The sequence below is a fragment of the Diaphorobacter caeni genome, assembly GCF_015354245.1.
Lineage (GTDB): Bacteria > Pseudomonadota > Gammaproteobacteria > Burkholderiales > Burkholderiaceae_C > Diaphorobacter_A > Diaphorobacter_A caeni.
Genome location: NZ_JADKYZ010000010.1, coordinates 15,543 through 37,222 on the forward strand (window position 1 = coordinate 15,543; position 21,680 = coordinate 37,222).

Genomic DNA, 21,680 nt, shown 5'->3' on the forward strand with positions numbered 1-21,680 from the left:
GATGTTCTCATTCGTTGGTTGTTGTCAGATGGACAGGCCCAGTTCGGCAAGGCCCGCTCGCGCGATGTCCGTGTCCTGCGCTTCGCTTCCGCCGGAAACGCCGATGCCGCCGATGCGTTCTCCGTGCTCGACCATCGGCAGGCCGCCGCCAAAGGCCACGAAGCGCGGGCGCAGCACCAGGCCTTGTCGCACGGCTTCGGAATGGCTTTGCAGCGCTTGCTGCCACTGGTCCGTCGGCAGGCCGAAGCTGGCCGCCGTGTAGGCCTTGTCGATGGCGATGTCGATGGAGTGCAGCGGAGCACCAGCCATGCGCGCGAAGGCCGCAGGCACGCCGGATGCGTCCACCACCGACACGTTCACGCGCACTCCCAGCTGCGTGGCGTGTCGGATGGCGGCCTGCACGGCGCGCAGGGCGGCGTTCGCGTCGATCACGCGTTGCGTCACGCTACAGAGGTTGGCGTCTGCGGTGTGATTCGGGTTCTGCATGGCTGTTTCCTCTCAGGCTGCTTTTCGGTCAGAACGCCTTCACGAGCGTGAAGCGCGCGAGCGTTCCTTTGGGGTAGGCGCCGGTTCCGGCCTCCGCGCGCACTTCCTTGTAGAGCGCGCCCTTGAGGAACACGCCCGCGCTCGGGATCGGGTAGATCAGCTCGGCGCCGATGGCGTGGCGCGATGAACGGTCGCCGCTGGCACCTACGCCGCTGTCATCGCTCACCTGCCACTGGCTGTAGCCGACCACGCCCGCCTGCACGGTGCCGAAGTTCTTGGCCACGCCCCATTCGAGCGAGATCTGGTTGCCGTGGCGAAAGCCCGCGTCGTTCCTGCCGTTGCGCTCAAAGCGCATCAGGCCCGATGCGGAGACCGTCTTCGCGGAGTCGAAGTAATAGGTCGCGCCGCCCGTCAGCATGGTGCTCTTGAAGCCCTTGCCGGCCGATGCCGGATGGCTGGTGCTTGCGTTGTCGAGCCAGATGCCGGCGGCGGCCACCGCATCCCACTGCGCGCCATGCCAGCCGAGCACCAGCGGGCCGACGTAGATGTCGCCGAGGTCGCTGCGGCTGTCCGAGACACCGGCCGCGTTGATGGTGAGCGAGGTGCGCATCAGGGGCACGATGGCCTCCATGCCGTAGTCGGCGCCGAGCAGCTTGGTGTCCGTCATCCAGACGAGGCGGTTGGCCAGCGCGGTGACGGTGCCCCGGTTGTGGCCGGGCAGGTTGTCGCTGCTGCCGGGTGCGCGGAAACTGTTGATGTCGTAGTTGACCAGATAGCCGAGGTAGTAGACGCCCGGCGGTGGTACGCTCGCGGCCTGTGTGCCTTCTACGCCGGGCACGTAGTGGCCCTCAGCCTGCACGGCGAGGGGCAACAGCGCTGCCAGCGCAGCCGCAGCGACTGCGTGGTGGATCTTCTTCATGGGTTGACGCTCCTTGTGTTTTGCCTTGTGGTCCTGCCGTCGTGGATCAGGTGTAGACGTCGGTGAAGGAGGCGACCAGGTCACCCGTGTGATAGAAGATCGCGGAGCCGAGCTGGTCCTCGGTCCAGGTGGTCACCGGCCGGTCACGCTGCGCGAGATAGCCGAGGCCCGCGAAGGTCTCGTTGCGATTGCCGCTCGGGTCGAAGAAGTAGATCGTCTCGCCGCGCGTGATGCCGTGGCGTGTAGGCGCGACGTCGATGCGCACCTTGTTCTTGGCCATCACGTCGGCCGACTTGAGCACGTCATGCCACGAGTCGAGGAAGTAGGCGATGTGGTGCAGGCCGCTGCGCGGGCCGCCGACGAAGGCGATGTCGTGCGGCGTGGTGGTGACGGCCAGCCAGGTGGCGGCCTGGATGTTGCCCTCGGGACCGACGAGGACCTGCTCGGTGAGGAAGAAGTCAAGGCACTCGGCCATGAAGCGCGTGTTCGCCTCGACCGTGTTGATGCCCGCTTCCGGATTCATCTCGCACATCAGCAGGATGTGGTCGAGCCAGTGCACGCCGGAGCCGCGGATGTCGTCGGGCCATGGATCAGGATTGGTGCTGCCCACATCGGTACCCACCAGTTCCTTGTGCGCGTAGAGGCGGTAGTCGTGGCCGCTCGGCAGGTTGAATTTCAACATGCGGCCGGTGGACGGCAGGGTGCCTTCGGGCAGCATTTCGGTGGTGATGCCATAGGCCTCGATGCGCTTCTGGAAGGCGTCGAGATCGCTGTCCTTCTCGACCTTGTAGGCGACGTGGTTCAGGCCCGCCTGATCGCTGGGCGTGAGGATCAGCGAGAACTTGTCCCACTCGTCCCAGCACTTGAGATAGACGTTGCCCGACTTGTCCTGCATGACGGTCTTGAGGCCGAGCACCTTCTCGTAGTGGTTCACGGCGGCGGCCATGTCCATCACTTTGATGCTCGCGTGTCCGATGCGTAGTACTCCCATTGCTTGTCTCCTTGGTTGTGGTGTGGTCAGGTGGTTGGTGACTGGTTGGTGGAATCGACGGACGCAGACGTTGCGGCCATCGTTGGCTGAACGATCTTGTGGTCGTCCTTGCAGGATTTCGAGAGCGGGCGCGCAAGCCGCGCGCTCACTTCAAGGCACACGGCCTCGGCCGGCGCGACACGGCAGGCGAGGGTGTAGCCCGCGGCTTCTTCCTCCGCGCTCACATGGGCGCGGCTCACGGGGCCGAGCGGGTTCACCGAGCCGTTGACGATGCGCACCTTGCAGACGCCGCAGCCGCCGTTCACGCAGCCCACCGGAATGCCCTTGCGGCCCAGGCGCAGCATGCCCTTGAGCAGGCTCTCGTTGCTGTGGCAGTCGTAGCGTTCGTCGGTGAGCGTGACGTGCACGCAGTGCTTTGGGGCGGTGTTCAAGGTCCACATGGCGTTGTCTCCGCTTCGCTCATACGCGTTTGAACAGCGGGCTGCGCGTGCCCTGCGCGTCGGCGGCCGAGATGAATTTCTCGGTGTAGATGTCGCGCTCGAAGAGCCGTCCCTGCATCAGCGTGGCGATGCAGGCCTCGACCATCGGCGGCGGTCCGCACAGGTAGGCCTTGCGCCCCGAGAAGTTGCCAGCGAAGTGCTCACGCGCGGCCTCGTGCACGAAGCCGCGTGCGCCGTCCCAACCCGCGCCGGCATCTGCATCGCCCGAGATCGCGGGGATGTAGGTGAAGTGCGGGTGTTCGGCGGCGAGCGCGCGGAACTCGTCGTCGTAATACAGCTCTTCGCGGCTGCGTTGGCCGTAGATCAGCGTGATCGGCTGATTGCAGTCGCGCGCCAGCAGTTCCTGAATCATCGCGCGCGGGCTCGAGAGACCCGAGCCACCGGCCATGAAAACCATGGGCTGGGCGGCCGAGTGGCGCACGAAGAAGCGGCCGTACGGGCCGGCGATGTCGATCCGCGCACCTTCCTTCAATGCCTCGTGCAGCCAGGTGGTGCCTGCGCCGCCGGGCACCTGGCGCACGTTGAGTTCGATCTCGCTTGCGAAGCCATTCGCTTCGGGCGCGTTGGCGATCGAGAACGCACGGCTCTGCCCCAGCGACGGGATCCGCACCTGCACGTACTGACCTGCCTGGTACTGCATGGGCTGGTCGAGCCGAAGGTGCAACGCCTTGATCGTCGGGGTGAGCTGCTCGATGCGCACGACCGTCGCGCCGAAGTCGCGCACCGGGATGATCAGCGCATCGGGCTCGTCCTCGATGTCGGCCTCGATGGTGGTGTCCGCCTGCAGCGTGGCGCAGCAGGCGAGCGTCTTGCCATCGTCGCGCTCCATGTCCATCAGCGCGAACGGATTGGCCGCGCCGTGGTCCACTTCGCCGTCGCAGACCTGCACCTTGCAGGTCCCGCAGAGCCCATGCCCGCAGGCATGGGGGATGTAGATGCCCTGGCGCAACGCGGCGTCGAGCAGTGTCTGGCCTTCTTCCACCTCGATGGTGGCGCCCAGAGGCTCCAGTGTCAGTTGAAAGCTCATGATGTCAGCTCCGCGATCTGTCGCTGTGGCGGTGCCACGGCTCAGGCGAACGAGCCAGCGATGCCCGTGAGCCCCGGCGTGCGAAACCGGATCACGTCCTTGTGGCCAAGCCCGTTGTCGGCGAGCGAGCGGGTTGGGTCGGGTTGCCATGGCTCGCCCGACTTGAACCACTCGACCGCGTTCCAGTCGATGCGCGCGAAGTCCGGATGCGCGCCGAAAACACCGGGGAGCACGGCCTGCGAGAGTGCGCCGAAGGGGGTCTCGGCGGGCAGCGGCAGGCACACGGGCGAGCAGAACATCTGATGGTCTTCCCAGCCGATATAGAGCAGCGGTGCGGGGAAGTTCTCGCGCCGGTCCTTGGCCTCGAAGCTGTAGGGGTAGAGTGCCTTGACGCTCATGCCGCGCCTCCTTCCTTGGCTGGATTGCCGGTGGTTTCGCCGCGCCATGCGGCAAAGTTCTTCTGGTCTTCCGATCCTTCGAAATCGAGGTTGTCGCGACCCACGTTGATGCCGTACCAGTCGAGCACGGCGGCCAGCGGTTCGAATCCTTCGGCGGTGGGATCGGTGCCCTCCTTGAAGCAGTGACCCTGGTAGATCTGATGCACCGGTAGCCACGACTGCACGTACTTCTCGGGCTCGTCGTCGAACACATGCTTGCAGCCATCGCTGCAGAAGTGGTACTTGTCGCCACCGTAGGTGGATTCGCGGTAGCAGATCTTGGTGGGATCGCCCGGCTCGGTGAACACCATCGGGATCTGACAGGTGGTGCAGAGCATCGGCAGCGTGGTGTTGTAGAAGCGCTTGCCCGCCTGCTGCTCGCTGCGGAAATGCTCGAGGCGCGGGCGGTAGAGCTGGTCGAAGCTCGTCGGGTATTTTTCCGACAGCCACTTCATCTCTTCGTCCTCGGGCACCCAGGTGTGGAAGGGGGCCGCGGCCGCGTAGTTGTAGAAGGTGTTCCAGGCTTGGTGGCTGATGTGGTCCTTGCCCTCGCAGGCTTCCTTCCAGCCGGCGGGCTCGCGGATGCCGTAGCGAGCGAGGTCGCGGAACAGCGCGCCGCCGTTTTCCTCGGCATACATCTCCCACGCTTCCTTCCAGCTCATCACGCGCTTGGGCAGCATGTAGTCCTGCATCATGCCGACCAGCGTGAGCAGGCGGTAGCCGCGCCAGAACCACTTGTCGATCCATTTCTGCACGATGGGCACGTTGCCTGGGTCCTGCTCCAGCATGAACTTGATGCACTCGATGCCGAGCGTCATGTGGCGCGACTCGTCGCTCTGCGCGGAGAAGCCGAAGGTGACCGTGGAGAGATCGCCGTTGTGCGCCGCGCCCGACATGAAGGGCACGAACAGCAGGTTGGTGAGCACGTATTCGAACGAGAAGCTCACGGCCGTGAGGAATTCGAACGGGCCTGCCGTCATCGCGTCTTCGAAGAACGACTTTGGCACCGAGAGGAACCACACGCGGTCGTACCACTGCATGGAGTTGTGCATGCCGTTGAAGTACTTGTTGTAGTGGCTGATCGCGTGGGTCTCGGTCTGGAAGTGGCGCAGCTCGTCGATGGACTGCATCTGCGCGGCGACGCGGGCACCCGCGCCGGTGAAGTGGCGACCCACGTGTGCGAAGCCCCGGTGCGCGCCGTATTCGAGCGGTGTCACGCCCTGGATGAAGAGCTTGAGCGCGTTGATGTAGCGCGCGTCGGTCACCCCGAGCTGGCCGTTGTTCTGCGCGAAGGCCTCGATCACGGCGTAGAGCTTCTTCTCCTTCTCGCCTTGGTATTTCCAGTAGGCGTCCATGGTCAGGCGGAACGGGTCTTCCCACTTGTCCCAGTCGTGGATCTTGATGCCTTCGTATTTGTCGTAGGGGAACACCTTGTCCATTGGCTGGTAGGTGGTGTCCCAGGCGAGGCCGCGGGTCATCGCGGTGTAGCGTTCCTTGAGGCCCAGTTTCTTCTTGATCACGGGGGTGTCCATGATGTCTCCTTGGCTTGTGTTTGTTCAGTAGGGTGGTGCGCTGGGGGTCAACGGCCCCAGCTCAGCGAGAACTCGTCGTCGTCTTCGTTGACGTGGCCCGAGAGCGTGACCAGGTTGATCTGCAGCTGCTGCAGGTTGTAGGGCTGGCCTGTGTTTTCTTCGATGCGCTCGCGGCGGATCACGAGGCGCTCGGGGCAGTCGATCTTCACGAGGCCGGGCGTGTAGGCCGCCGTGGCCTCGGCGTTGTCGGCGAGCACCGCCTCGATGACGGGGCGCGATTCCTCGTTGTCCTGAAAGGCGATGAACACCTTGGAGCGCGGCTGGCTGCTGTTCTGTGTGGACATGGTGTGGCTTGTCTCCGTGGTTTGGCTGAGTGGTCGTGGGGGCTCAGACGGTCAGCCCGACCTTGCGGGCGCGGGTCTCGAGGGCGGTCTTCACGTCGGCGAGGGCACGCTCGGCGTCGTCGCCCAGCGCTAGTGCGGCGATCGGCGCGAGCGCCGTCGCGGCGCGCTCCACGTAGCGGCTGTACCAGCCGGAGAGCAGCGTGCGGTTGTGCTCGGACTCGGCCGCCGCGACCTTGATCACCGCATCGATCCAGCGCGCGGATTCGGTGTGCCATTCGGGGATGAAGTTGGTGAGCATGGCCACCGCCGTGCCGCCCTTCACCGCGAGGTGATCGTCCACATACTGGGTGAACAGCAGCGGGTAGAGGAGGCCGTCGAGCGCGAAGTTCTGAGCGATGAACAGCTCCACTGGATCGAGCACCACGAGGCTGTCTTCCACGTACTGGCGCAGCGGCTGCCATGGTTTGGCCTGAAGCCAGTCGTTCCTGCCGGCCTCGAGCGCGCCGGGCTCTTCGAGCGTGAGGCCGAGGCGCGTGATGTATTGCGCCACGCCAAGCTGGTCCATCGCATGGAACATGGCGGGCGCGGTGAACGCCGTGCCGTAGCCGCGCGAGCAGATCTGGCAGTTGTTCATGTTGCCGCCGAAGGCCACGTGGCGCAGCGGCAGGAGCACGGTGCAGACCTGGGCGCGCAGCGCATCGCTCATTTTCTGGGCGAGCTGGCGCGATTCGACAAACTGGTAGTTGGCCTCCATGGCGTCCTGCTGGCGGGCGCGTGCCATGGTCCACGATGCGTAATAGAACTGACGCGGATCGCGCAGCGCATACCAGTCGTTCATCACGATGGCCGTGCGGCGCTTGTCGAACAGCTCGAAGCCTTGTTCCCACGTCGGCTTGTAGTGAAAGTGCTCGGAGGGCTGCGCGCCGAGCATGGCCTCCAGATAGCGCGATGCGGGCTTGTCGCCGGTGTGCGCGGCGACGCGGGCGAAGGTCTGACGCTGCGGTTGTATTTCGCGCGCCTGCAGTTCGATGTTCATGGGCCTTGTCTCCTGGTGGTTGTAGATGAATGGCGGGGCGGGGTGGCTGCTCAGGCGCCTTGTGGAACGGGGATCTGTTGTCTGTTGCAGAACTGCTCGAAGTCGGGCCGGGTCATCATCAGTTCGACCACCAGCTCGGGCCAGCCCACCGAGAACTCGAATTCAATGAAGCCGTTGTCGCGACGGCGCAGTACGTTCACGCTGCGTTGCGTGAGGTCTGCCTTGGGCAGATCCAGTCGTTCGGCTGTGGTGGTCGATTCATCCATTGCGCACTCCTTGCAGGTCTGTGCTCATGGGTTTGCACGCGGCGTGCCAAGAATCATATTTATCGATAAAACACGGGTTAGTCCCTACGTTTTGGCTGCTGCGGGATGTCTTGTCGGTGCTTCGAACCGAGGGTGTCGTGGCCAAACTGTCGCTGCAGCGGCTATTGCTGCGTCGCAGCATGATCATTTGATGAATTCGGCGCTTCATCAGGTGATCAATTGATCATTTCGATGACGATGGAACACGGGTCAGACCGGATAGGCAGAGAAAGCTGTTTTATCGATAGTTGAGGAATGTCCCATTCGATTCCTCCTTTGCCGCCGGATGCCGATCTGCGCAGTCTGGTGCGCTTTTCCACTGACGATGGCCTGATATGGCTGTCCGGGCAGCGCATGCTGTTGATGCACTCCGCGTCGCTCATGGAGTTGCGCAAGGAGTTGATGAACACGCTCGGGCCCGGGCACACGCGGCGTGTGCTCATGCGCGGTGGCTACGCGGCGGGCGAACGTGATGCGCTGCTCGCGCGCCAGATCCGGCCGAACGGCAGCCTGTTCGAGATGTTCGCGGTGGGTCCGCAGTTGCACCGGCTTGAAGGTGCGGTGCGCGCGACGCCGCTGGTCTTCGACGCGGACGAGGAGGCGGGGCGGTTGCTCTGTCAGGTGCGCTGGGAACACAGTTGGGAGGCCGAGTCGCAGGCGCGCGAGTGGGGGCCGCAGAGCGAGCCGGCGTGCTGGATGCTGCTGGGTTACGCCTCGGGTTATTCGAGCGCTTTCTTTCGCAGGCAGGTGCTGTTCAAGGAGCTGCAGTGCGAGGCATGTGGGTACTCGCATTGCCTGATCGAAGGGCGCTTCGTGCACGAGTGGCCCGATGGCGAGCAGCTTGCGCGGGACTACCTTCCCGACTCGATGCTGGTGCGGCTCGACGAGCTGCAGTCGCAGGTCGAGGCGCTGCGCACGAGGCTTCAGCCAACGGATTCGCAGGGACCGCTGCTTGGCCAGTCACGCGCCTTTCAGTCAGCCGTGGAGCTGCTGCGCAAGGCCGCACCCACGCAGGTCACGGTGCTGCTGACCGGTGAGACCGGGGTGGGCAAGGAGCGCTTCGCGAGCGCGCTGCACGCGATGAGCTCGCGCGCGGACAAACCCTTCGTCGCGGTGAACTGCGCGGCGCTGCCTGATGAGCTGATTGAAAGCGAGCTGTTCGGCGCGGAGAAGGGCGCTTTCACCGGCGCGAACGCGACCCGCATCGGCCGCTTCGAGCGCGCCAATGGCGGCACGTTGATGCTTGATGAGTTGGGCGAAATGCCGCTGCCCGCGCAGGCCAAGCTGCTGCGCGTGCTGCAGACCGGAGAGATCGAACGTCTGGGCGGAACCAAGCCGATCAAGGTGGATGTGCGGGTGGTGGCTGCGACCAACGTGGACCTCGAAAAGGCGGTCGAGCAGGGGCGATTCCGCGCCGACCTGCTGTATCGGCTCAACGTCTATCCGATCCGCATTCCTGCGCTGCGCGAGAGGGTGGACGACATCGAGTCGCTCGCCATGCACCTGCTGCAGAAATTCTCGGCCCTGCACGGCAAGCATGTCGCGGGGCTCACGGACAGGGCGATTGCGGCGCTGCGCAGCCATCGCTGGCCCGGCAACGTGCGGGAGCTCGAGAACCTCATGGAGCGCGGCCTGATTCTTTCGGCAGCAGATGAGCTGATTGACGTGACCGCGCTGTTCCCGCAGTGGAGCGACGCGGGGCAGACCTCGGTGAACGCGCAGGGCTTGCTCTGTTGCGATGAGCAGACGTCCTCCGAAGGAGATAAGAAGATTGGTGCGGGCGATTTTTATGACGCGATGCTCGGCGAAGGGCTGACGCTGGATGCGCTCGAAGACCGCCTGCTGCAGGAGTCCGTGCGCCGCGCGGGCGGCAACCTCGCGGCCGCCGCGCGTGCGCTCGGCATGACGCGACCGCAATTGAGCTACAGGCTTTCGCGCACGCGTGACCGCGCGCCACAGCCAGAAGGGGAGTGAGAGAACAGCATGGCCAAACGCCCCTATATTCAAGCGGTCGCACTGCCGGAAGCCGAGGGCTTCATCAGCAACGACGACACTTCGCGCACGCTGACCGAGCAGACCTATGCCGAGCTGCGCACCGACATCATCGAGGGCCGCCTCTTGCCCGGCAGCAAGCTGCGCGTCGAGCATCTGCGCCAGACCTATGCGGTGGGCGCGGGCACGCTGCGCGAGGCGCTCACGCGGCTGGTGAGCGACGCGCTCGTTTCGGCGGAAGGTCAGCGCGGCTTTCGCGTCTCGCCGATCGCCATCGATGATCTGGAAGACCTCACGCGGCTGCGGGTGCACATCGAGACCAACGCGCTGCGCGAATCGATACGCCATGGCGACGAGGCGTGGCGCGCGCGCCTGCGTGCAAGCTACGAAGAACTGGCTGCCGTGGAGCAGCCGCTCACGCGCGCCAATCGGGGGCGCTGGGAAGCGCTGAACCTGCGCTTTCATGAAACCCTGCTCGATGGTCGCCCGTCCCCCTGGGAGCGCAAGGTGCTCAAGCTGCTGTCGCGGCACATCGAACGCTATCGATCGTTTGCCATCGAACTGCCGGGCGCCGTGCGTGACGTGCATGCCGAGCACACCGAGATCTTCGAGCTGGCCATGTCCGGGCAGGACGCACGCGCCGCGCTCGCGCTCGAAGCCCATATCTGTGCGACGCCGCACCAGTTGCTCAGGGCACTGCGCGAGGGGCGAATGATTCTTCCCGCTGCCGAGGCCTGAGAGCGTCTTCAGGATTTCCACAAGGTCTTGCAGGCGCGGCCTCGGGTGGTCTGCCGCGTTGCAAGCCTCGCGATGAGATCGTAAACACGCTCTGACGACTCCTTGGCGCAGGGCGGCCCGGAGGGCGTAACCCACGCAAGGATTTTCGATTGCACAGAACGAATATCCTTGTCGGTGCGATTTTTCCATGGAGGTCGCGAGCAGGGATTACATATTGAACGGGCAGCCAAGGCGTCCGTTTGCAAGAAATAACATTGATGGGCTTCAATAATCCATGTGGTTAATTGGAGTCATGGTTGACGCTGGGTGGTTGGGTTCAAATTTGGAGGTTAACAATGGATTATTAATATGCGATCAATTAATATTAAAAAGGGAAATGAATTGCTTTTCCCATTTGTACGGAGCATGCGCCACATGCAGGGCCGTGAAGGTTCGGTGCCCCGGCTGGGAGGTTGGCTTGGGCTGGCCAATCAACTGACGTCTCCACGCATGCTGCGCCTGACCTTCGCGTCGATGCTGTGCATCGCGGCGTGGGGGCAGGTCGCGGCCCAGACGACGCCCTGCAATGGCATGCTGTATGTCTCCAATGCCGCTGGCAACGATACCAAGACGTTCTTCAACAATATCAATACAGCTACCAATCCACCCACTCTGAGCAATCTGGGGGCGACAGGTGGAGTCAATTACAACGCGCTGGGATATAACCCGGTGGATGAATATTTCTATGGCATGAAATACGAGGGAAATACCTTGCTTCGTGTCAATTCGAATGGCTCGGTGACAGTTGTTGGTAATGTGGGTGGATTGCCGTCCGGAAATCTCAAGGCATTTACCAGTGGCGCTTTTGATATTGCTGGAAACTACTATATCAAGGTGCAGGGCGATACCAAGACGATTTATGTCGTCGACGTCGTCACCCTGAAATTCACCACCGTCACCCTGAACAAGGCCATCGAAGTGTCCGACATGGCCTTCGTCAACGGCGTGCTGTACTCGGTGGGCAACAACGGTCAGTTGTACAGGATCGAGATCAACGGGACGACCGGCACGGTCACCGACGTCGGTACCGCATACCCCACCGCCACGGGCGCGCAACTGGGTGCGCAGTTCGGCGCGACCAACGGCCTGTTCGGCACGGCCAACGATGGCTCGGGCTTTTATTACATCGACGTGAACACGGGCGTGCGTACCCGTCTGTCCGCCTCGCCCGTCGCGGAATCCAACGACGGTGCCAACTGTCCCGCGCAGTCGCTCGACTTCCCGGCCGATCTCGCGATCACCAAGATCGCAGGTTCCTACGTGGCGGGCAGCCCGCTGGTCTACACCATCGTGGTGAGCAACAACGGGCCGTTCGATGTCACCAATGCCCGCGTGACCGATGCTCTGCCGGTAGGCATCACGAGCGCGCAGTGGACCTGTGCGGCCGCGGGAAACGCCAGCTGCGGCGTGACCGCAGGAACCGGCGGCATCGATGTGGCCACGGCCTATGTCCCGTATCAGGGCACGCTCACCTACAAGCTGTCCATGGATGTTCCTGCAGGCTACATGGGCGACCTCGTGAACACGGCCTCGGTGGCGCTGCCCGCGGACACGCCGCTGCTGGTGGACGAGAACACGGCCAACAACACGGCCAGCGTCACCAGCGTGCAGAGCGTTGCCGATCTCGGCATCTCCAAGACGGACGGCAACAGCATCTACATCTCGGGCACGGACGTGACCTACACCATCACGGCCACGAACGCGGGACCGGATGCCGTCGAGGGAGCCGCGGTCAGCGACGCGCTGCCTACCGGCGTCACCCAGGCGAGCTGGTCCTGCGTGGCCTCCGCTGGAGCCACCTGCGCAGCCAACGGTACCGGTGCGCTTGACGACAAGATCAGTCTGGCCCCCGGGGCGACGGCGACCTACACCCTTGCCATGTCGGTGCCCCTTACCTTCTCCGGCACGCTGGCGAACACGGCCACGGTGCAGGTGCCCGCAGGTGTGATCGATCCCGACTCCAACAACAATCTGGCCACGGACACCAATGCGCAGGCGACTGCCGATCTGGGCATCACCAAGACCGACGGCGCCACGAGCTACAAGCCTGGCTCCGACGTGACCTACACCATCACCGTTGCCAACAACGGCCCGGATGCGGCCGCTGGCGCCACGGTCAGCGATGCATTGCCCGTCGGCATCACCAAGGCCAGCTGGAGCTGCGTGCCCGCAGGCGGCGCGACCTGCGCCACCAGCGGAAGCGGTGCACTGAACGACAAGGCGCATCTGCCCGCAGGCTCCTCGGCGACGTACACGCTGGTCATGTCCGTGCCATCGACGTTCTCCGGTGCATTGGTGAACACGGCGACCGTTCAGACGCCCGCAGGCGTGCTCGATCCGGTCCCGGGCAACAACTCGGCCATCGATGCCGACGCGCAGAGCTCGGCAGATCTGAGCATCACCAAGACCGACGGCGCCACGAGCTACAAGCCTGGCTCCGACGTGACCTACACCATCACGGCCAAGAATGCCGGGCCTGACGCGGTCACGGGTGCCACGGTCAGCGACCTGCTGCCCACCGGCATCACCAAGGCCAGCTGGACCTGCGTGCCCGCAGGCGGTGCGACCTGCGCCAACAGCGGAAGCGGTGCACTGAACGACAAGGTCCATCTGCCTGCAGGGGCCTCCGTGACGTACACGCTGGTCATGTCCGTGCCTGCCACTTTCACCGGTGCGCTGGTGAATACGGCCACCGTGGCGCTGCCAGCCGATACCATCGATCCGAACGCAGGCAACAACACGGCCACGGACTCCGACGCGCAGAGCTCGGCCGACCTGAGCATCACCAAGACCGATGGCGCTACCAGCTACAAACCAGGCTCCGACGTGACCTACACCATCACGGCCAAGAATGCCGGACCTGACGCGGTCACGGGTGCCACGGTCAGCGACCTGTTGCCCACCGGCATCACGAAGGCCAGCTGGACCTGCGTGCCCGCAGGCGGTACGACCTGCGCCACCAGCGGAAGCGGTGCGCTGAACGACAAGGTCCATCTGCCTGCAGGTGCCTCCGCGACGTACACGCTGGTCATGTCCGTGCCTTCCAACTTCACCGGCGCGCTGGTGAATACGGCCACCGTGGCGCTGCCGGCCGACACCATCGATCCGAACGCAGGCAACAACACGGCAACCGACTCCGATGAGGAGCGCGTCGACAAGGTCACGGCCGCTACGCCGGTGCCTGTCGGCGGCGGCTGGATCCTGCTGATGCTCTCGGCTCTGGTCGGCCTGATGGCCGTGCGATTCAACGCTCGTCGTCACTGATGAACATGGGAAGAGCCGAGACAGAACGAGGCTCTTCTGCACACGAGGCGGCACACGGCAATTGGCCGTGTGCCGCCTTTTTTCTTGCGATGAGGTCTAGCCGATCCTCCATGCGTGGTGCTGATGGTCAATCTGAATGACCTTCTGCTTCCAACTTTCGGCAATGAGCTTATGCCGATAAATTCACATTTTTTGAATTGAAACGACAATTGCATTGAAACTTCATGCACGAGACCGACTCTAGACTTCAGTTCATTGAAGTCAGGGCAGCATCAACACGGCAGCCGTCCCGACAGACCCGAGATATCGCCGTGAGGGATTGAAGTTTCTTTATGCAGGCAGCTTTGCAAAATCAGCCGACGCGGTATTCCGCAGGTGCCAAGGCGTTTCACTGGGTACTGGCCCTGGCGCTTGTCACCCTGTTCGGCGTCGGCCTGTACATGACGGGTCTGCCGTTCTCACCGCAGCGCCTGAAGCTCTATAACTGGCACAAGTGGGCGGGAGTCACGATTCTCGCGCTGTCGGTGCTGCGCCTTCTGTGGCGCTTCACGCATCGTCCGCCGCCGCTGCCCGAGAAGGTGCGTGCCACGATGCCGGGCTGGCAGCAGTTCGCGCACCATGCCGTGCATTTTCTGATGTATGCGCTGTTCTTCGCCGTGCCGTTGATCGGCTGGGCGTACAGCTCGGCATCGGGCTTCCAGATCGTGCTGTTCGGTGCGCTGCCGCTGCCGGATTTCGTGGCTGCCGATCCCGAGCTCGCCAAGGCCATCAAGCCATGGCATGCCTACAGCGCCTATGCGTTGGCAGCACTGGTGGTGCTGCATGTGGCAGCGGTGGTGAAGCACCAGTTCATTGACCGTGATGGTCTGCTGGGGCGCATGCTGCCGGGCCGTGCCTGATCCAGCGTTCAGTTTATGCAACGAAGAGGCGACCTACCGCCTCTTCACAATCCAGATTTTCCGTGTGAAGGAGAAATGAAAATGATGATGTTGAAGAAGAAGTCGTTCTCTGTGTTGAGCGCAGGCGTCATGTTGGCCGGATCTGCGCTGCTGATGGTGGCACCGGCTGCGCAGGCACAGCAGGCGCTGGTTCCCGCGCAGAGCGAAATTGCGTTCGTGAGCAAGCAGATGGGCGTGCCCGTCGAAGGCAAGTTCAAGAAGTTCGATGCGCAGGTGTCCTTTGACCCAGCCAAGCTCGCGACCAGCAAGGTGGCGTTCACCATCGACACCGGCAGCGCCACGCTTGGCGTGAAGGAGACCGATGCCGAACTGCCGAAGTCCGTGTGGTTTAACGTGCCGAAATTTCCGCAGGCTACATTCCAGTCCTCGACCATCAAGTCGGTGGGCGCAGGCAAGTACGAAGTGGCGGGCAAGCTGAGCATCAAGGGCGCAAGCCAGGATGTGGTGGTGCCGGTCACGCTCACGCAGAGCGGTGCCACGACCATGGCCGCAGGCAGTTTCGGGATCAAGCGTCTGACCTTCAAGATCGGTGAGAACGAATGGGCCGACACCTCGATGGTGGCGGATGAAGTGCAGGTGAAGTTCAAACTGGCACTGACCGGCGTTCCCAAGATCTGAATCTGATCTCTTTTTTGTTTTCCTCCCCGTTTCGATTTTTTGATTTTTGACTGGAGTATTTTCGATGCGCAAATTCCTCTTCGCCTTGGCCGCCACAGCAGCTTTCATCGGTTCCGCAGCTCAAGCGCAGACCGCCACATATGCGATCGATCCATCGCACACGTTCGCCACCTTCGAGATCAGCCACTTCGGCGCCAGCGTGAACCGCGCCCGCTTCGACAAGAAGGAAGGCTCCGTGCAACTGGACAAGACCGCCAAGACCGGCAAGGTCGAGCTCACGCTGCACATCGACTCGGTGAACTCCGGTACGGCACCGTTCAACAAGCACCTGCAGAGCAGCGAAATTTTCGATGTGGAAAAATTCCCGACGGCCAAGTTCGTGGGTGACAAGTTCACATTCGACGGCGACAAGGTGGTCTCGGTTTCCGGCGAGATGACCATCAAGGGCAAGACCCAGCCTGTGACTTTCAAGGCCAACCAGTTCTCCTGCTATGACAACCCGATGCTCAAGCGCGAAGTCTGCGGTGGCGACTTCGAGACCACCATCGACCGCACGGCGTTCGGTGTGGACTACGGCGTGCAGTACGGCTTCCCCAAGAATGTGCGCATCGTCGCGCAGATCGAAGCCGTGAAGCAGTAAGCGTTTTTCGCACTGTCTGACGACGAAGGCCGGTACCGCGAGGTACCGGCCTTTTTTTGCTCAAAGGCCTGCGTTTACGCGTGGCCGGTGTCGCTTGAGTTTGGCGGCGTTTGCCAATGCTGGTGCGGGTTTGCGCACGTTGGAAGGCGTGTTTGCACGCGCGAAATACCATGCGGGATCTCGCCCCGTCCATACCGCAATTGCGTTATGGACGAGGGCAGGCGATGTGAATACATTCGGTTTCAACAAGCGTCAATATGTAACTTCATTGGCGCATCAGTCGACCAACGGTCGACGGTGAAATCAACGAATGAAAGCCATGTCGTTTCCATCTTTTCGCCATTTTTCCGTCTCCACGACCGCAGCGACACTGGCGATGCTCGTGCTGGCGGGGTGCCAGAGCAATCCACCTTTGCAGAACGTCAGCGGAGTCCAGTCGATGGAGGTGGACTCAAGCCGCAAGGGTCCCGTGTCCGGTGTGGGCGTCGAGGGCCAGGACATCGTCGCCATGACCGATCAGATGATGCGGGACATTCTGGTCGAGCCCATTTTTGCCGACACCGGACGGCGTCCGCGCGTGATCATCGACGCGCAGTACTTCGTGAACGAGAGCTCGCAGGCCATCAACCGCAATCTCATCACGCAGCGACTCATGGTCAACCTCAACCGTGCCGCGCGCTCGCGCATGCAGTTCATCAACCGCCAGAACGCGGCCATGGTGGAGCAGGAGAGGGCCTTGAAGCGCAGCGGAACCACCGATGTCGGAACGACCGGATTGACCAAGGCGCAGGCGGGCGCGGACTACCGACTCTCCGGCAAGATCACGTCGCTTGACAGCCGCAGCACGCGCTCGGGGCTGATTCAGCGCTACACGCAGATCTCGTTCGAGCTGACGGATCTGGAGTCCGGAGAGATCGTTTGGGCGGGGATGTATGAGTTCTCCCGCGCGGCGGCGGACGATGTGATCTATCGCTGAAGAAGAGGTGTCTCATGACGAATCGATTTTTCACCGCGTTGGTCTTCATTGGCGCAGGCCTGCTCTCCGTGGTGTGCACCACGGTGCAGTCCACACCGCCGGTCGTGGCGGGCTGCATGACCTGGGAGCAGCAGCAGAGCAGCGGCGCCGCGCAGCGCCTTGGCGGCAGCATCCAGTTGCTGTCCCCCGAGCTGGCTCGCATCGTCGGCGTGCAGGACATGGGCACCGCGCGAACGCCCACTGGTCTCGCGTCGGTGCAGGCGGAGATCTACAACTGCACTGATGTGGATGTGGTGGTGCTGATGCGCACGCGTTTCTCCGGTGATCGTGGGCAGAGCGAGCCACCGAGCGCATGGAAGACCGTGTTTCTGCCGCCGCGCGGACAGGCGGTCTATGGTGAGTCGGCCGTATCCCAGAGCACGCGCAGAGTGGCCGTCGACATCCATGACGCGAATCGCGAACAGACGCAGTGGCAGCAGGGGCAGAGCTACAGGGCGCCGATGCAGTCACCTGCGGGCATCCGCTGAACCAGTAAAAGGCAAGACCCATGTGCATTCGAACCAAGGGCGCGCGAGCAGCCCTGATGATCCCGCTCGCCCTGTCGACGGCGCTTCTGGCTCCTTCGATGCATGCGCAGACCAGCGAGCGGATGCCCGATGTCTATCGTGATGGGCAGCCAGAGGTCCTGCAGGCTCCTCCGCCCCGGCGCTCCGCCGATGCAGCGCCCGTGCTGCAGCGTACCGAGTTTGCGCAGGCCTATGCGCGGGCCGGGCGGCCGACGATTGCGCTGTACTGGAATCGCCAGCTGGCCGAACTGATGGAGCCCAGCGACATCGTGCAGACCCACATCGAGACGATGGACACAAGCGGCGGTGATGAAAGGCGGGCCGGTGAAGAGCGCACGAGAAACATCACCGTCACGACGCAACGCCTGAGCGGCAAGGACCCGCGCCGCGCGCGGCTGCCGGAGCACCTGGAGCTGCAACTGCGCTCGGCCTTCATGCAGACGGTGACTTCCGCAGGAGTGCGGCTTGTGGATCGCAACCTGGTGATCCGGTCCACCTCGGCACAACGCAAGGGGGCAGCGGCCGAGCGACATGGACAGCATGTCGAGAGCGAGGCCCTGCAGCGGCACGCGCGCTTGCTCATGGAAGTGCTGCACACGCCGGACCCGGCATCGCCCAGAGGCTGGTCGGTGCATGTCTCCATCAAGCGCGTGGAAGACGGCGCGGTGCTGACCGAGGGCTACATGGACACGCGTGCGCCGGAGCGGCCCGCCAACATGCCGAGGCGCTTCGAGGCCGACCCGAACGGCGGCTTCCGTGAGGTGTTGCCGAGCGACAGCATCGGCGACATCGGTCGGCGCATGGGCGAGCAGACGCTGGCGCGACTTCACGAAGCCCTGTCGCATTGATTGCGGCGGGCTTCAAGAACATCGGCACACATGCGAGGCAAGAGGCGTTCGAGCGCCGCTCGAATGGAATTCAAGGCAAGAGGAGAAGCAACATGGCAACCAGAACCCATCCCGATCGCACACGCTCCTTCAAGAGGCGCGTGATTTCATTGACGCCGTTGGCCGCGGCGTTGTGCGCGGCGACGCTGAGCTTTCCGGCGCAGGCCCAATGGGGCGCGCTGCTCCAGAGTCTGGTGCAGACGCAGGCCAACAACGCGGCGCAGGAGGCTCAGAGGCAGGCCATCGAACAGGCTGCCGAGGCACCGCGAAAGAAGTGGGGCACGGCCAAGTCGGTGCCAGCCGATCTGCAGCAGCGTGCCAGCGCCTACGCTGCGCACATTGCGGATGTGCAGATGCGTCCGCTGCACGAGCGGCTCTACATCGAGGGCGAGCGCAATGCCACGCTGAACTTCCAGCGGATCGGACTGGCGGCGCTGTCGAGCGGACAGATCGATGTGGCCGAGAAGGCGTTGGATGCGGCCACGCTGCGCATCGACCAGGTCTACGCGGACAACGAGGAGGCGAAAAAAGCCAAGTCGATGTGGACCGCCGAGAAGATCAAGGACTTCAAGGGCGAGCCCTATGAACGCGCGATGACCTACTTCTACCGTGGGCTGGTCTACGCGGCACGAAGCGACTTTCAGAATGCGCGGGCCATGTTCAAGCAGGCGGACTACCAGGATACGGTGGCGGAGTCCGAACAGTTCGCGGGGGACTTTGCACTCATGCCGTACATGGCGGGTTGGGCGAGCCACTGCGATGGCAACGCTGCGCTCGCTCAGGACTTTCTGCAGATGGCGATCAAGGGCGATCCGTCCTATTCGAACATGTCCGCCGAACAGCCCGTGCTGGTGCTGCTCGAAACCGGGCGTGCGCCGTTCAAATACGGAGCGGGCAAGCACGGCGAACAATTGAAGTGGCAGCCCTTTGATGCGCAGCCCTCCGAGGTGAGCGCGAGTTGCAAGGAGCCGCAGGACAGTGCCTGCTTCAACGGCAGCTTCATCGTGGGCGCCGACATCGGCTTTCAGGCCACGACGCGTGGTGGCCGCCAGATCGACTCGGTGCTCAACGGAAAGGCATCGTTCAAGGATGGCGCGCAAGGCGTGGCGGATGTGGCGAGCAGCATCGGCTCGATAGGCATGAACGTGGCGATGAGCACCGGAAGCCGTGATGTGGCCGGCCTGGGCTTGCTGGGCATGTTCGCCGGGTTGGTTGCGCAGGGAGTTTCATCGTCCACGCAGGCCCAGGCCGACATCCGCGAGTGGGAGCAGTTGCCCGCGAACGTGTGGCTGGCAACCGCTCCGGCAAAGCTCCAAAGCGACCTGACGGCGCAGTGGGGGAGCACGGAGAACAAGGTGGATCTCACGCGCATCGTCGATGCGCCGACATGCCAGCTCTACTGGGGGCGCAGCACCTCGCCGCTGAGCGTTTCGGGAGATGCGGGTCCGCTGGAGCCGGGCGAGCATCCTGGCGATCCGGCGTTTCGCCAGGAGCTGGAGGCCTCGCTCGCCAGTTGACGGGCAAGGCTCCGGCGCGGCAGTCAATGCTTGCGCGAGTGGTGGCGCGCGAGGTGCAGGCGTTCGTCGAGCGAGGAGAGCACCAGCGCGAACACGATGCCGACGAGCGCGCCGAGGGCTGTGTCGTAGATGCGCGATACCGCCATGTCGGTCGCGCCCGAGTGGCCTGACAGCGCGGTCATCAGCAGCGCCATCGGCGTGATCGCCATCTGGCCGAGCGCGTAGTTGTAGCCGATGATGATCTCGGTGATGAACTGGAAGATCGCCACCACCAGCAGGATCTGCCAGAACGAGGGATGGGCCGACAGAATCAGCCACGCGATGAACGCCCCCACGATGGTGCCGAGCGTGCGTTGCCATGCGCGGTGGATGGTGCCGGGCAGGTGCACGCCCTGCAGAATGGCGATCGCGCCGATGGAGGCCCATGCGGGGTGTGACCAACCCATGGCGTAGGCGATCAGCGACGAGATCGCCGCGCAGACGGCCACGCGCGCGGCGAACTGCGGCGCATAGCCAGGCGTGAGCGGTGGCACGGCAGTTGAGGGCGATGCCGCAACCGTCGGTGGCGCGGGCAGGCTCACGTCGAGGTCGCGCAGCCGGTCGGTGAGTGTGCAGACGATCATCGCGATGAGCGCGCCGGCGCCGGTCGCGAAGACGCGCTCGGCCCATTCGGCGCCGGTGGTGATGGGGCTGATCGCGGCGCTGGCAGCGAACACGAAGATCACCGCACCGGGAGCGCCGATCTGCGTGCGATGCGCGACGGCGGCCAGCAGACCCGCGACCAACGAGAGCAGCAGCAGCATGCCCACCGGGTTGATGCCCAGCAGCGCGAACGACGACAGCACGGCCACGGGTGTCGTCAACAGGCAGCCGGCGGTGAACACCATGCTGCGGCGCTTCGATGGCGAGGCGAATCGGCCGAACAGCGCCGCCATGCCGCCAAGTGCGGCAAAGCCCGCCATGTGCGACCACGGCGAGAGATGCAGCGCGATGGCCGCGATCACGACGGCGATCGTCGCCTGCATGCCGGCCACGGTGGCGTTGCGCACGGACGACGGTCGATTGAGCGACAGGCTCTCGCGCAGGCGCGCCGGGGCCAGCGTCTGCATCAGCATCTGGCCGTGCGAGGCGACGGTGCGCTCAGGATTTGTCATGGAGTGCGGCGATGCGCTGATCGATCACGTCGAACGCGTTGAGCAAGGTCTCGAGCGTCGCATCATCGAGTCCGACGAGCAGTTCGTCCTCGAGCACCACGAGGCGCTTGCGGATGGCCTGCACCGTGGTGCGGCCCTTGGGCGTGAGATTCAGCAGCTTGATGCGGCGGTCGGTCGGATGGGGCTGGCGCTCCACCAGTTCCTGCGCAACCAGCATGTCGAGCAGGCGCACGAGGCTCGAGCCGTCAATGCCGACGGCGGAGGCGAGTTCACTCTGCGATACACCGTCGCCTAGGCGATAGAGATGTATCAGCGGTGCCCATACCGCATCGCTCAGTCCTGCGCTGGCCAGCCGCGTGTCTAGCGCCTGACGCCAGCGACGAGCCAATCCGACGAGTCGGAATCCCACACGCCTGCGGGGCGTTGCGTAGTCATTGCTGTTCATTTATTAATTGTATAAAAATCATTTGAATACAAGCTACATAGCCGACAATGACTTGTTGCGGTTATGGTTTTTAGTCCAGCGGCTCGCTCATTTCCGGTGCTTGCATCAGCGGCCGGAAGACCTTCAGTTCACCATTTCCAAACAGGCGTTCGCGCACGTCTTGCACTCCTTGGCGCAGTGCTTGCAATGGTCATGCGAGTGCTGGCTGCATTCGTTGGCAAACGTCAGGCTGGCCTCGCTGCAAATGCGGCAGAAGTGCCGTGCCAGTTCGCTGTTGCGCGCCATAGCGTTGGCGCTCAGGCTGCAGA

The 21,680-nt window shown here is 63.6% G+C and carries 22 protein-coding genes; 10 read left to right on the forward strand and 12 right to left on the reverse strand.

What is annotated here, in order from left to right:
• Window positions 1-24 precede the first annotated feature (24 nt).
• The 10 genes from ISG32_RS22355 to ISG32_RS22400 are packed head-to-tail and all read right to left on the reverse strand — an operon-like array spanning window position 25 to window position 7,538.
• Window positions 25-486, reverse strand: a complete 462-nt coding sequence (locus tag ISG32_RS22355) for a GlcG/HbpS family heme-binding protein (RefSeq protein WP_194773249.1) — start codon at window positions 484-486, stop codon at window positions 25-27.
• A gap of 28 nt (window positions 487-514) precedes the next feature.
• Complete coding sequence (locus tag ISG32_RS22360) at window positions 515-1,405, reverse strand: SphA family protein (protein ID WP_194773250.1); 891 nt, start codon at window positions 1,403-1,405, stop codon at window positions 515-517.
• 46 nt (window positions 1,406-1,451) lie between these two features.
• Window positions 1,452-2,396, reverse strand: a complete 945-nt coding sequence (locus ISG32_RS22365; RefSeq protein ID WP_194773251.1) for a catechol 2,3-dioxygenase — start codon at window positions 2,394-2,396, stop codon at window positions 1,452-1,454.
• Between the two features lie 26 nt (window positions 2,397-2,422).
• Entirely contained in the window at window positions 2,423-2,836 is a 414-nt protein-coding gene (locus ISG32_RS22370; RefSeq protein ID WP_194773252.1) for a 2Fe-2S iron-sulfur cluster binding domain-containing protein, read from the reverse strand.
• Window positions 2,837-2,855: 19 nt separating this feature from the next.
• The gene (locus tag ISG32_RS22375; protein ID WP_194773253.1) at window positions 2,856-3,923 is read right to left on the reverse strand and encodes an NADH:ubiquinone reductase (Na(+)-transporting) subunit F; all 1,068 of its coding nucleotides are present in this window, start codon (window positions 3,921-3,923) and stop codon (window positions 2,856-2,858) included.
• Window positions 3,924-3,964: 41 nt separating this feature from the next.
• Window positions 3,965-4,321, reverse strand: a complete 357-nt coding sequence (locus ISG32_RS22380; protein WP_194773254.1) for a phenol hydroxylase subunit P4 — start codon at window positions 4,319-4,321, stop codon at window positions 3,965-3,967.
• Entirely contained in the window at window positions 4,318-5,892 is a 1,575-nt protein-coding gene (locus tag ISG32_RS22385) for an aromatic/alkene/methane monooxygenase hydroxylase/oxygenase subunit alpha (protein WP_194773255.1), read from the reverse strand. The genes ISG32_RS22380 and ISG32_RS22385 overlap by 4 nt, the downstream gene beginning before the upstream one ends.
• A 47-nt stretch (window positions 5,893-5,939) precedes the next feature.
• On the reverse strand, window positions 5,940-6,236 hold the full coding sequence (locus tag ISG32_RS22390) for an MmoB/DmpM family protein (protein ID WP_194773256.1): 297 nt from the start codon (window positions 6,234-6,236) through the stop codon (window positions 5,940-5,942).
• 43 nt (window positions 6,237-6,279) lie between these two features.
• Window positions 6,280-7,272 (reverse strand): ferritin family protein, encoded by a 993-nt coding sequence (locus ISG32_RS22395; protein WP_194773257.1) that lies wholly within the window; start codon window positions 7,270-7,272, stop codon window positions 6,280-6,282.
• A 50-nt stretch (window positions 7,273-7,322) separates the two neighbouring features.
• Window positions 7,323-7,538 (reverse strand): phenol hydroxylase subunit, encoded by a 216-nt coding sequence (locus ISG32_RS22400; RefSeq protein WP_194773258.1) that lies wholly within the window; start codon window positions 7,536-7,538, stop codon window positions 7,323-7,325.
• A 294-nt stretch (window positions 7,539-7,832) separates the two neighbouring features.
• On the opposite strand from ISG32_RS22400, the gene ISG32_RS22405 reads away from it, so the two are divergent.
• The 10 genes from ISG32_RS22405 to ISG32_RS22450 all read left to right on the forward strand — a co-directional run bounded on the left by ISG32_RS22405 (window position 7,833) and on the right by ISG32_RS22450 (window position 19,773).
• Window positions 7,833-9,551 carry a sigma-54-dependent Fis family transcriptional regulator gene (locus ISG32_RS22405; RefSeq protein ID WP_194773259.1) on the forward strand — a complete coding sequence of 573 codons (1,719 nt, stop codon included), beginning with the start codon at window positions 7,833-7,835 and terminating at the stop codon, window positions 9,549-9,551.
• A gap of 9 nt (window positions 9,552-9,560) precedes the next feature.
• Complete coding sequence (locus ISG32_RS22410) at window positions 9,561-10,307, forward strand: GntR family transcriptional regulator (RefSeq protein ID WP_194773260.1); 747 nt, start codon at window positions 9,561-9,563, stop codon at window positions 10,305-10,307.
• Between the two features lie 414 nt (window positions 10,308-10,721).
• Window positions 10,722-13,610: a DUF11 domain-containing protein gene (locus ISG32_RS22415; protein WP_194773261.1), complete on the forward strand. Its 2,889-nt coding sequence runs from the start codon at window positions 10,722-10,724 to the stop codon at window positions 13,608-13,610.
• A gap of 332 nt (window positions 13,611-13,942) precedes the next feature.
• Window positions 13,943-14,509 carry a cytochrome b gene (locus ISG32_RS22420; RefSeq protein ID WP_194773262.1) on the forward strand — a complete coding sequence of 189 codons (567 nt, stop codon included), beginning with the start codon at window positions 13,943-13,945 and terminating at the stop codon, window positions 14,507-14,509.
• Window positions 14,510-14,584: 75 nt separating this feature from the next.
• Complete coding sequence (locus tag ISG32_RS22425; RefSeq protein ID WP_194773263.1) at window positions 14,585-15,187, forward strand: YceI family protein; 603 nt, start codon at window positions 14,585-14,587, stop codon at window positions 15,185-15,187.
• Between the two features lie 64 nt (window positions 15,188-15,251).
• Entirely contained in the window at window positions 15,252-15,827 is a 576-nt protein-coding gene (locus ISG32_RS22430; RefSeq protein WP_194773264.1) for a YceI family protein, read from the forward strand.
• 319 nt (window positions 15,828-16,146) lie between these two features.
• Window positions 16,147-16,803 carry a penicillin-binding protein activator LpoB gene (locus ISG32_RS22435; protein WP_228530028.1) on the forward strand — a complete coding sequence of 219 codons (657 nt, stop codon included), beginning with the start codon at window positions 16,147-16,149 and terminating at the stop codon, window positions 16,801-16,803.
• Window positions 16,804-16,817: 14 nt separating this feature from the next.
• Window positions 16,818-17,330, forward strand: a complete 513-nt coding sequence (locus tag ISG32_RS22440; protein ID WP_194773265.1) for a putative periplasmic lipoprotein — start codon at window positions 16,818-16,820, stop codon at window positions 17,328-17,330.
• 20 nt (window positions 17,331-17,350) lie between these two features.
• Window positions 17,351-18,217: a hypothetical protein gene (locus tag ISG32_RS22445; protein WP_194773266.1), complete on the forward strand. Its 867-nt coding sequence runs from the start codon at window positions 17,351-17,353 to the stop codon at window positions 18,215-18,217.
• A 92-nt stretch (window positions 18,218-18,309) separates the two neighbouring features.
• Window positions 18,310-19,773 (forward strand): hypothetical protein, encoded by a 1,464-nt coding sequence (locus ISG32_RS22450; RefSeq protein WP_194773267.1) that lies wholly within the window; start codon window positions 18,310-18,312, stop codon window positions 19,771-19,773.
• Window positions 19,774-19,796: 23 nt separating this feature from the next.
• On the opposite strand, the gene ISG32_RS22455 is transcribed toward ISG32_RS22450, so the two are convergent.
• Complete coding sequence (locus ISG32_RS22455; RefSeq protein ID WP_194773268.1) at window positions 19,797-20,927, reverse strand: FUSC family protein; 1,131 nt, start codon at window positions 20,925-20,927, stop codon at window positions 19,797-19,799.
• Window positions 20,914-21,372, reverse strand: a complete 459-nt coding sequence (locus ISG32_RS22460) for a MarR family winged helix-turn-helix transcriptional regulator (RefSeq protein WP_194773269.1) — start codon at window positions 21,370-21,372, stop codon at window positions 20,914-20,916. Before ISG32_RS22460 ends, ISG32_RS22455 begins: the two co-directional genes overlap by 14 nt.
• Window positions 21,373-21,680 lie beyond the last annotated feature (308 nt).

Coding starts and splice junctions, on each gene's coding strand:
- ISG32_RS22380 (WP_194773254.1), bottom strand. CDS start 4,321: ATGAGCGTCAAGGCACTCTACCCCTACAGCTTCGAGGCCAAGGACCGG.
- ISG32_RS22445 (WP_194773266.1), top strand. CDS start 17,351: ATGTGCATTCGAACCAAGGGCGCGCGAGCAGCCCTGATGATCCCGCTC.
- ISG32_RS22450 (WP_194773267.1), top strand. CDS start 18,310: ATGGCAACCAGAACCCATCCCGATCGCACACGCTCCTTCAAGAGGCGC.
- ISG32_RS22355 (WP_194773249.1), bottom strand. CDS start 486: ATGCAGAACCCGAATCACACCGCAGACGCCAACCTCTGTAGCGTGACG.
- ISG32_RS22400 (WP_194773258.1), bottom strand. CDS start 7,538: ATGGATGAATCGACCACCACAGCCGAACGACTGGATCTGCCCAAGGCA.
- ISG32_RS22430 (WP_194773264.1), top strand. CDS start 15,252: ATGCGCAAATTCCTCTTCGCCTTGGCCGCCACAGCAGCTTTCATCGGT.
- ISG32_RS22395 (WP_194773257.1), bottom strand. CDS start 7,272: ATGAACATCGAACTGCAGGCGCGCGAAATACAACCGCAGCGTCAGACC.
- ISG32_RS22375 (WP_194773253.1), bottom strand. CDS start 3,923: ATGAGCTTTCAACTGACACTGGAGCCTCTGGGCGCCACCATCGAGGTG.
- ISG32_RS22440 (WP_194773265.1), top strand. CDS start 16,818: ATGACGAATCGATTTTTCACCGCGTTGGTCTTCATTGGCGCAGGCCTG.
- ISG32_RS22370 (WP_194773252.1), bottom strand. CDS start 2,836: ATGTGGACCTTGAACACCGCCCCAAAGCACTGCGTGCACGTCACGCTC.
- ISG32_RS22420 (WP_194773262.1), top strand. CDS start 13,943: ATGCAGGCAGCTTTGCAAAATCAGCCGACGCGGTATTCCGCAGGTGCC.
- ISG32_RS22455 (WP_194773268.1), bottom strand. CDS start 20,927: ATGACAAATCCTGAGCGCACCGTCGCCTCGCACGGCCAGATGCTGATG.
- ISG32_RS22405 (WP_194773259.1), top strand. CDS start 7,833: ATGTCCCATTCGATTCCTCCTTTGCCGCCGGATGCCGATCTGCGCAGT.
- ISG32_RS22435 (WP_228530028.1), top strand. CDS start 16,147: ATGTCGTTTCCATCTTTTCGCCATTTTTCCGTCTCCACGACCGCAGCG.
- ISG32_RS22425 (WP_194773263.1), top strand. CDS start 14,585: ATGAAAATGATGATGTTGAAGAAGAAGTCGTTCTCTGTGTTGAGCGCA.
- ISG32_RS22410 (WP_194773260.1), top strand. CDS start 9,561: ATGGCCAAACGCCCCTATATTCAAGCGGTCGCACTGCCGGAAGCCGAG.
- ISG32_RS22460 (WP_194773269.1), bottom strand. CDS start 21,372: ATGAACAGCAATGACTACGCAACGCCCCGCAGGCGTGTGGGATTCCGA.
- ISG32_RS22360 (WP_194773250.1), bottom strand. CDS start 1,405: ATGAAGAAGATCCACCACGCAGTCGCTGCGGCTGCGCTGGCAGCGCTG.
- ISG32_RS22390 (WP_194773256.1), bottom strand. CDS start 6,236: ATGTCCACACAGAACAGCAGCCAGCCGCGCTCCAAGGTGTTCATCGCC.
- ISG32_RS22385 (WP_194773255.1), bottom strand. CDS start 5,892: ATGGACACCCCCGTGATCAAGAAGAAACTGGGCCTCAAGGAACGCTAC.
- ISG32_RS22365 (WP_194773251.1), bottom strand. CDS start 2,396: ATGGGAGTACTACGCATCGGACACGCGAGCATCAAAGTGATGGACATG.
- ISG32_RS22415 (WP_194773261.1), top strand. CDS start 10,722: ATGCAGGGCCGTGAAGGTTCGGTGCCCCGGCTGGGAGGTTGGCTTGGG.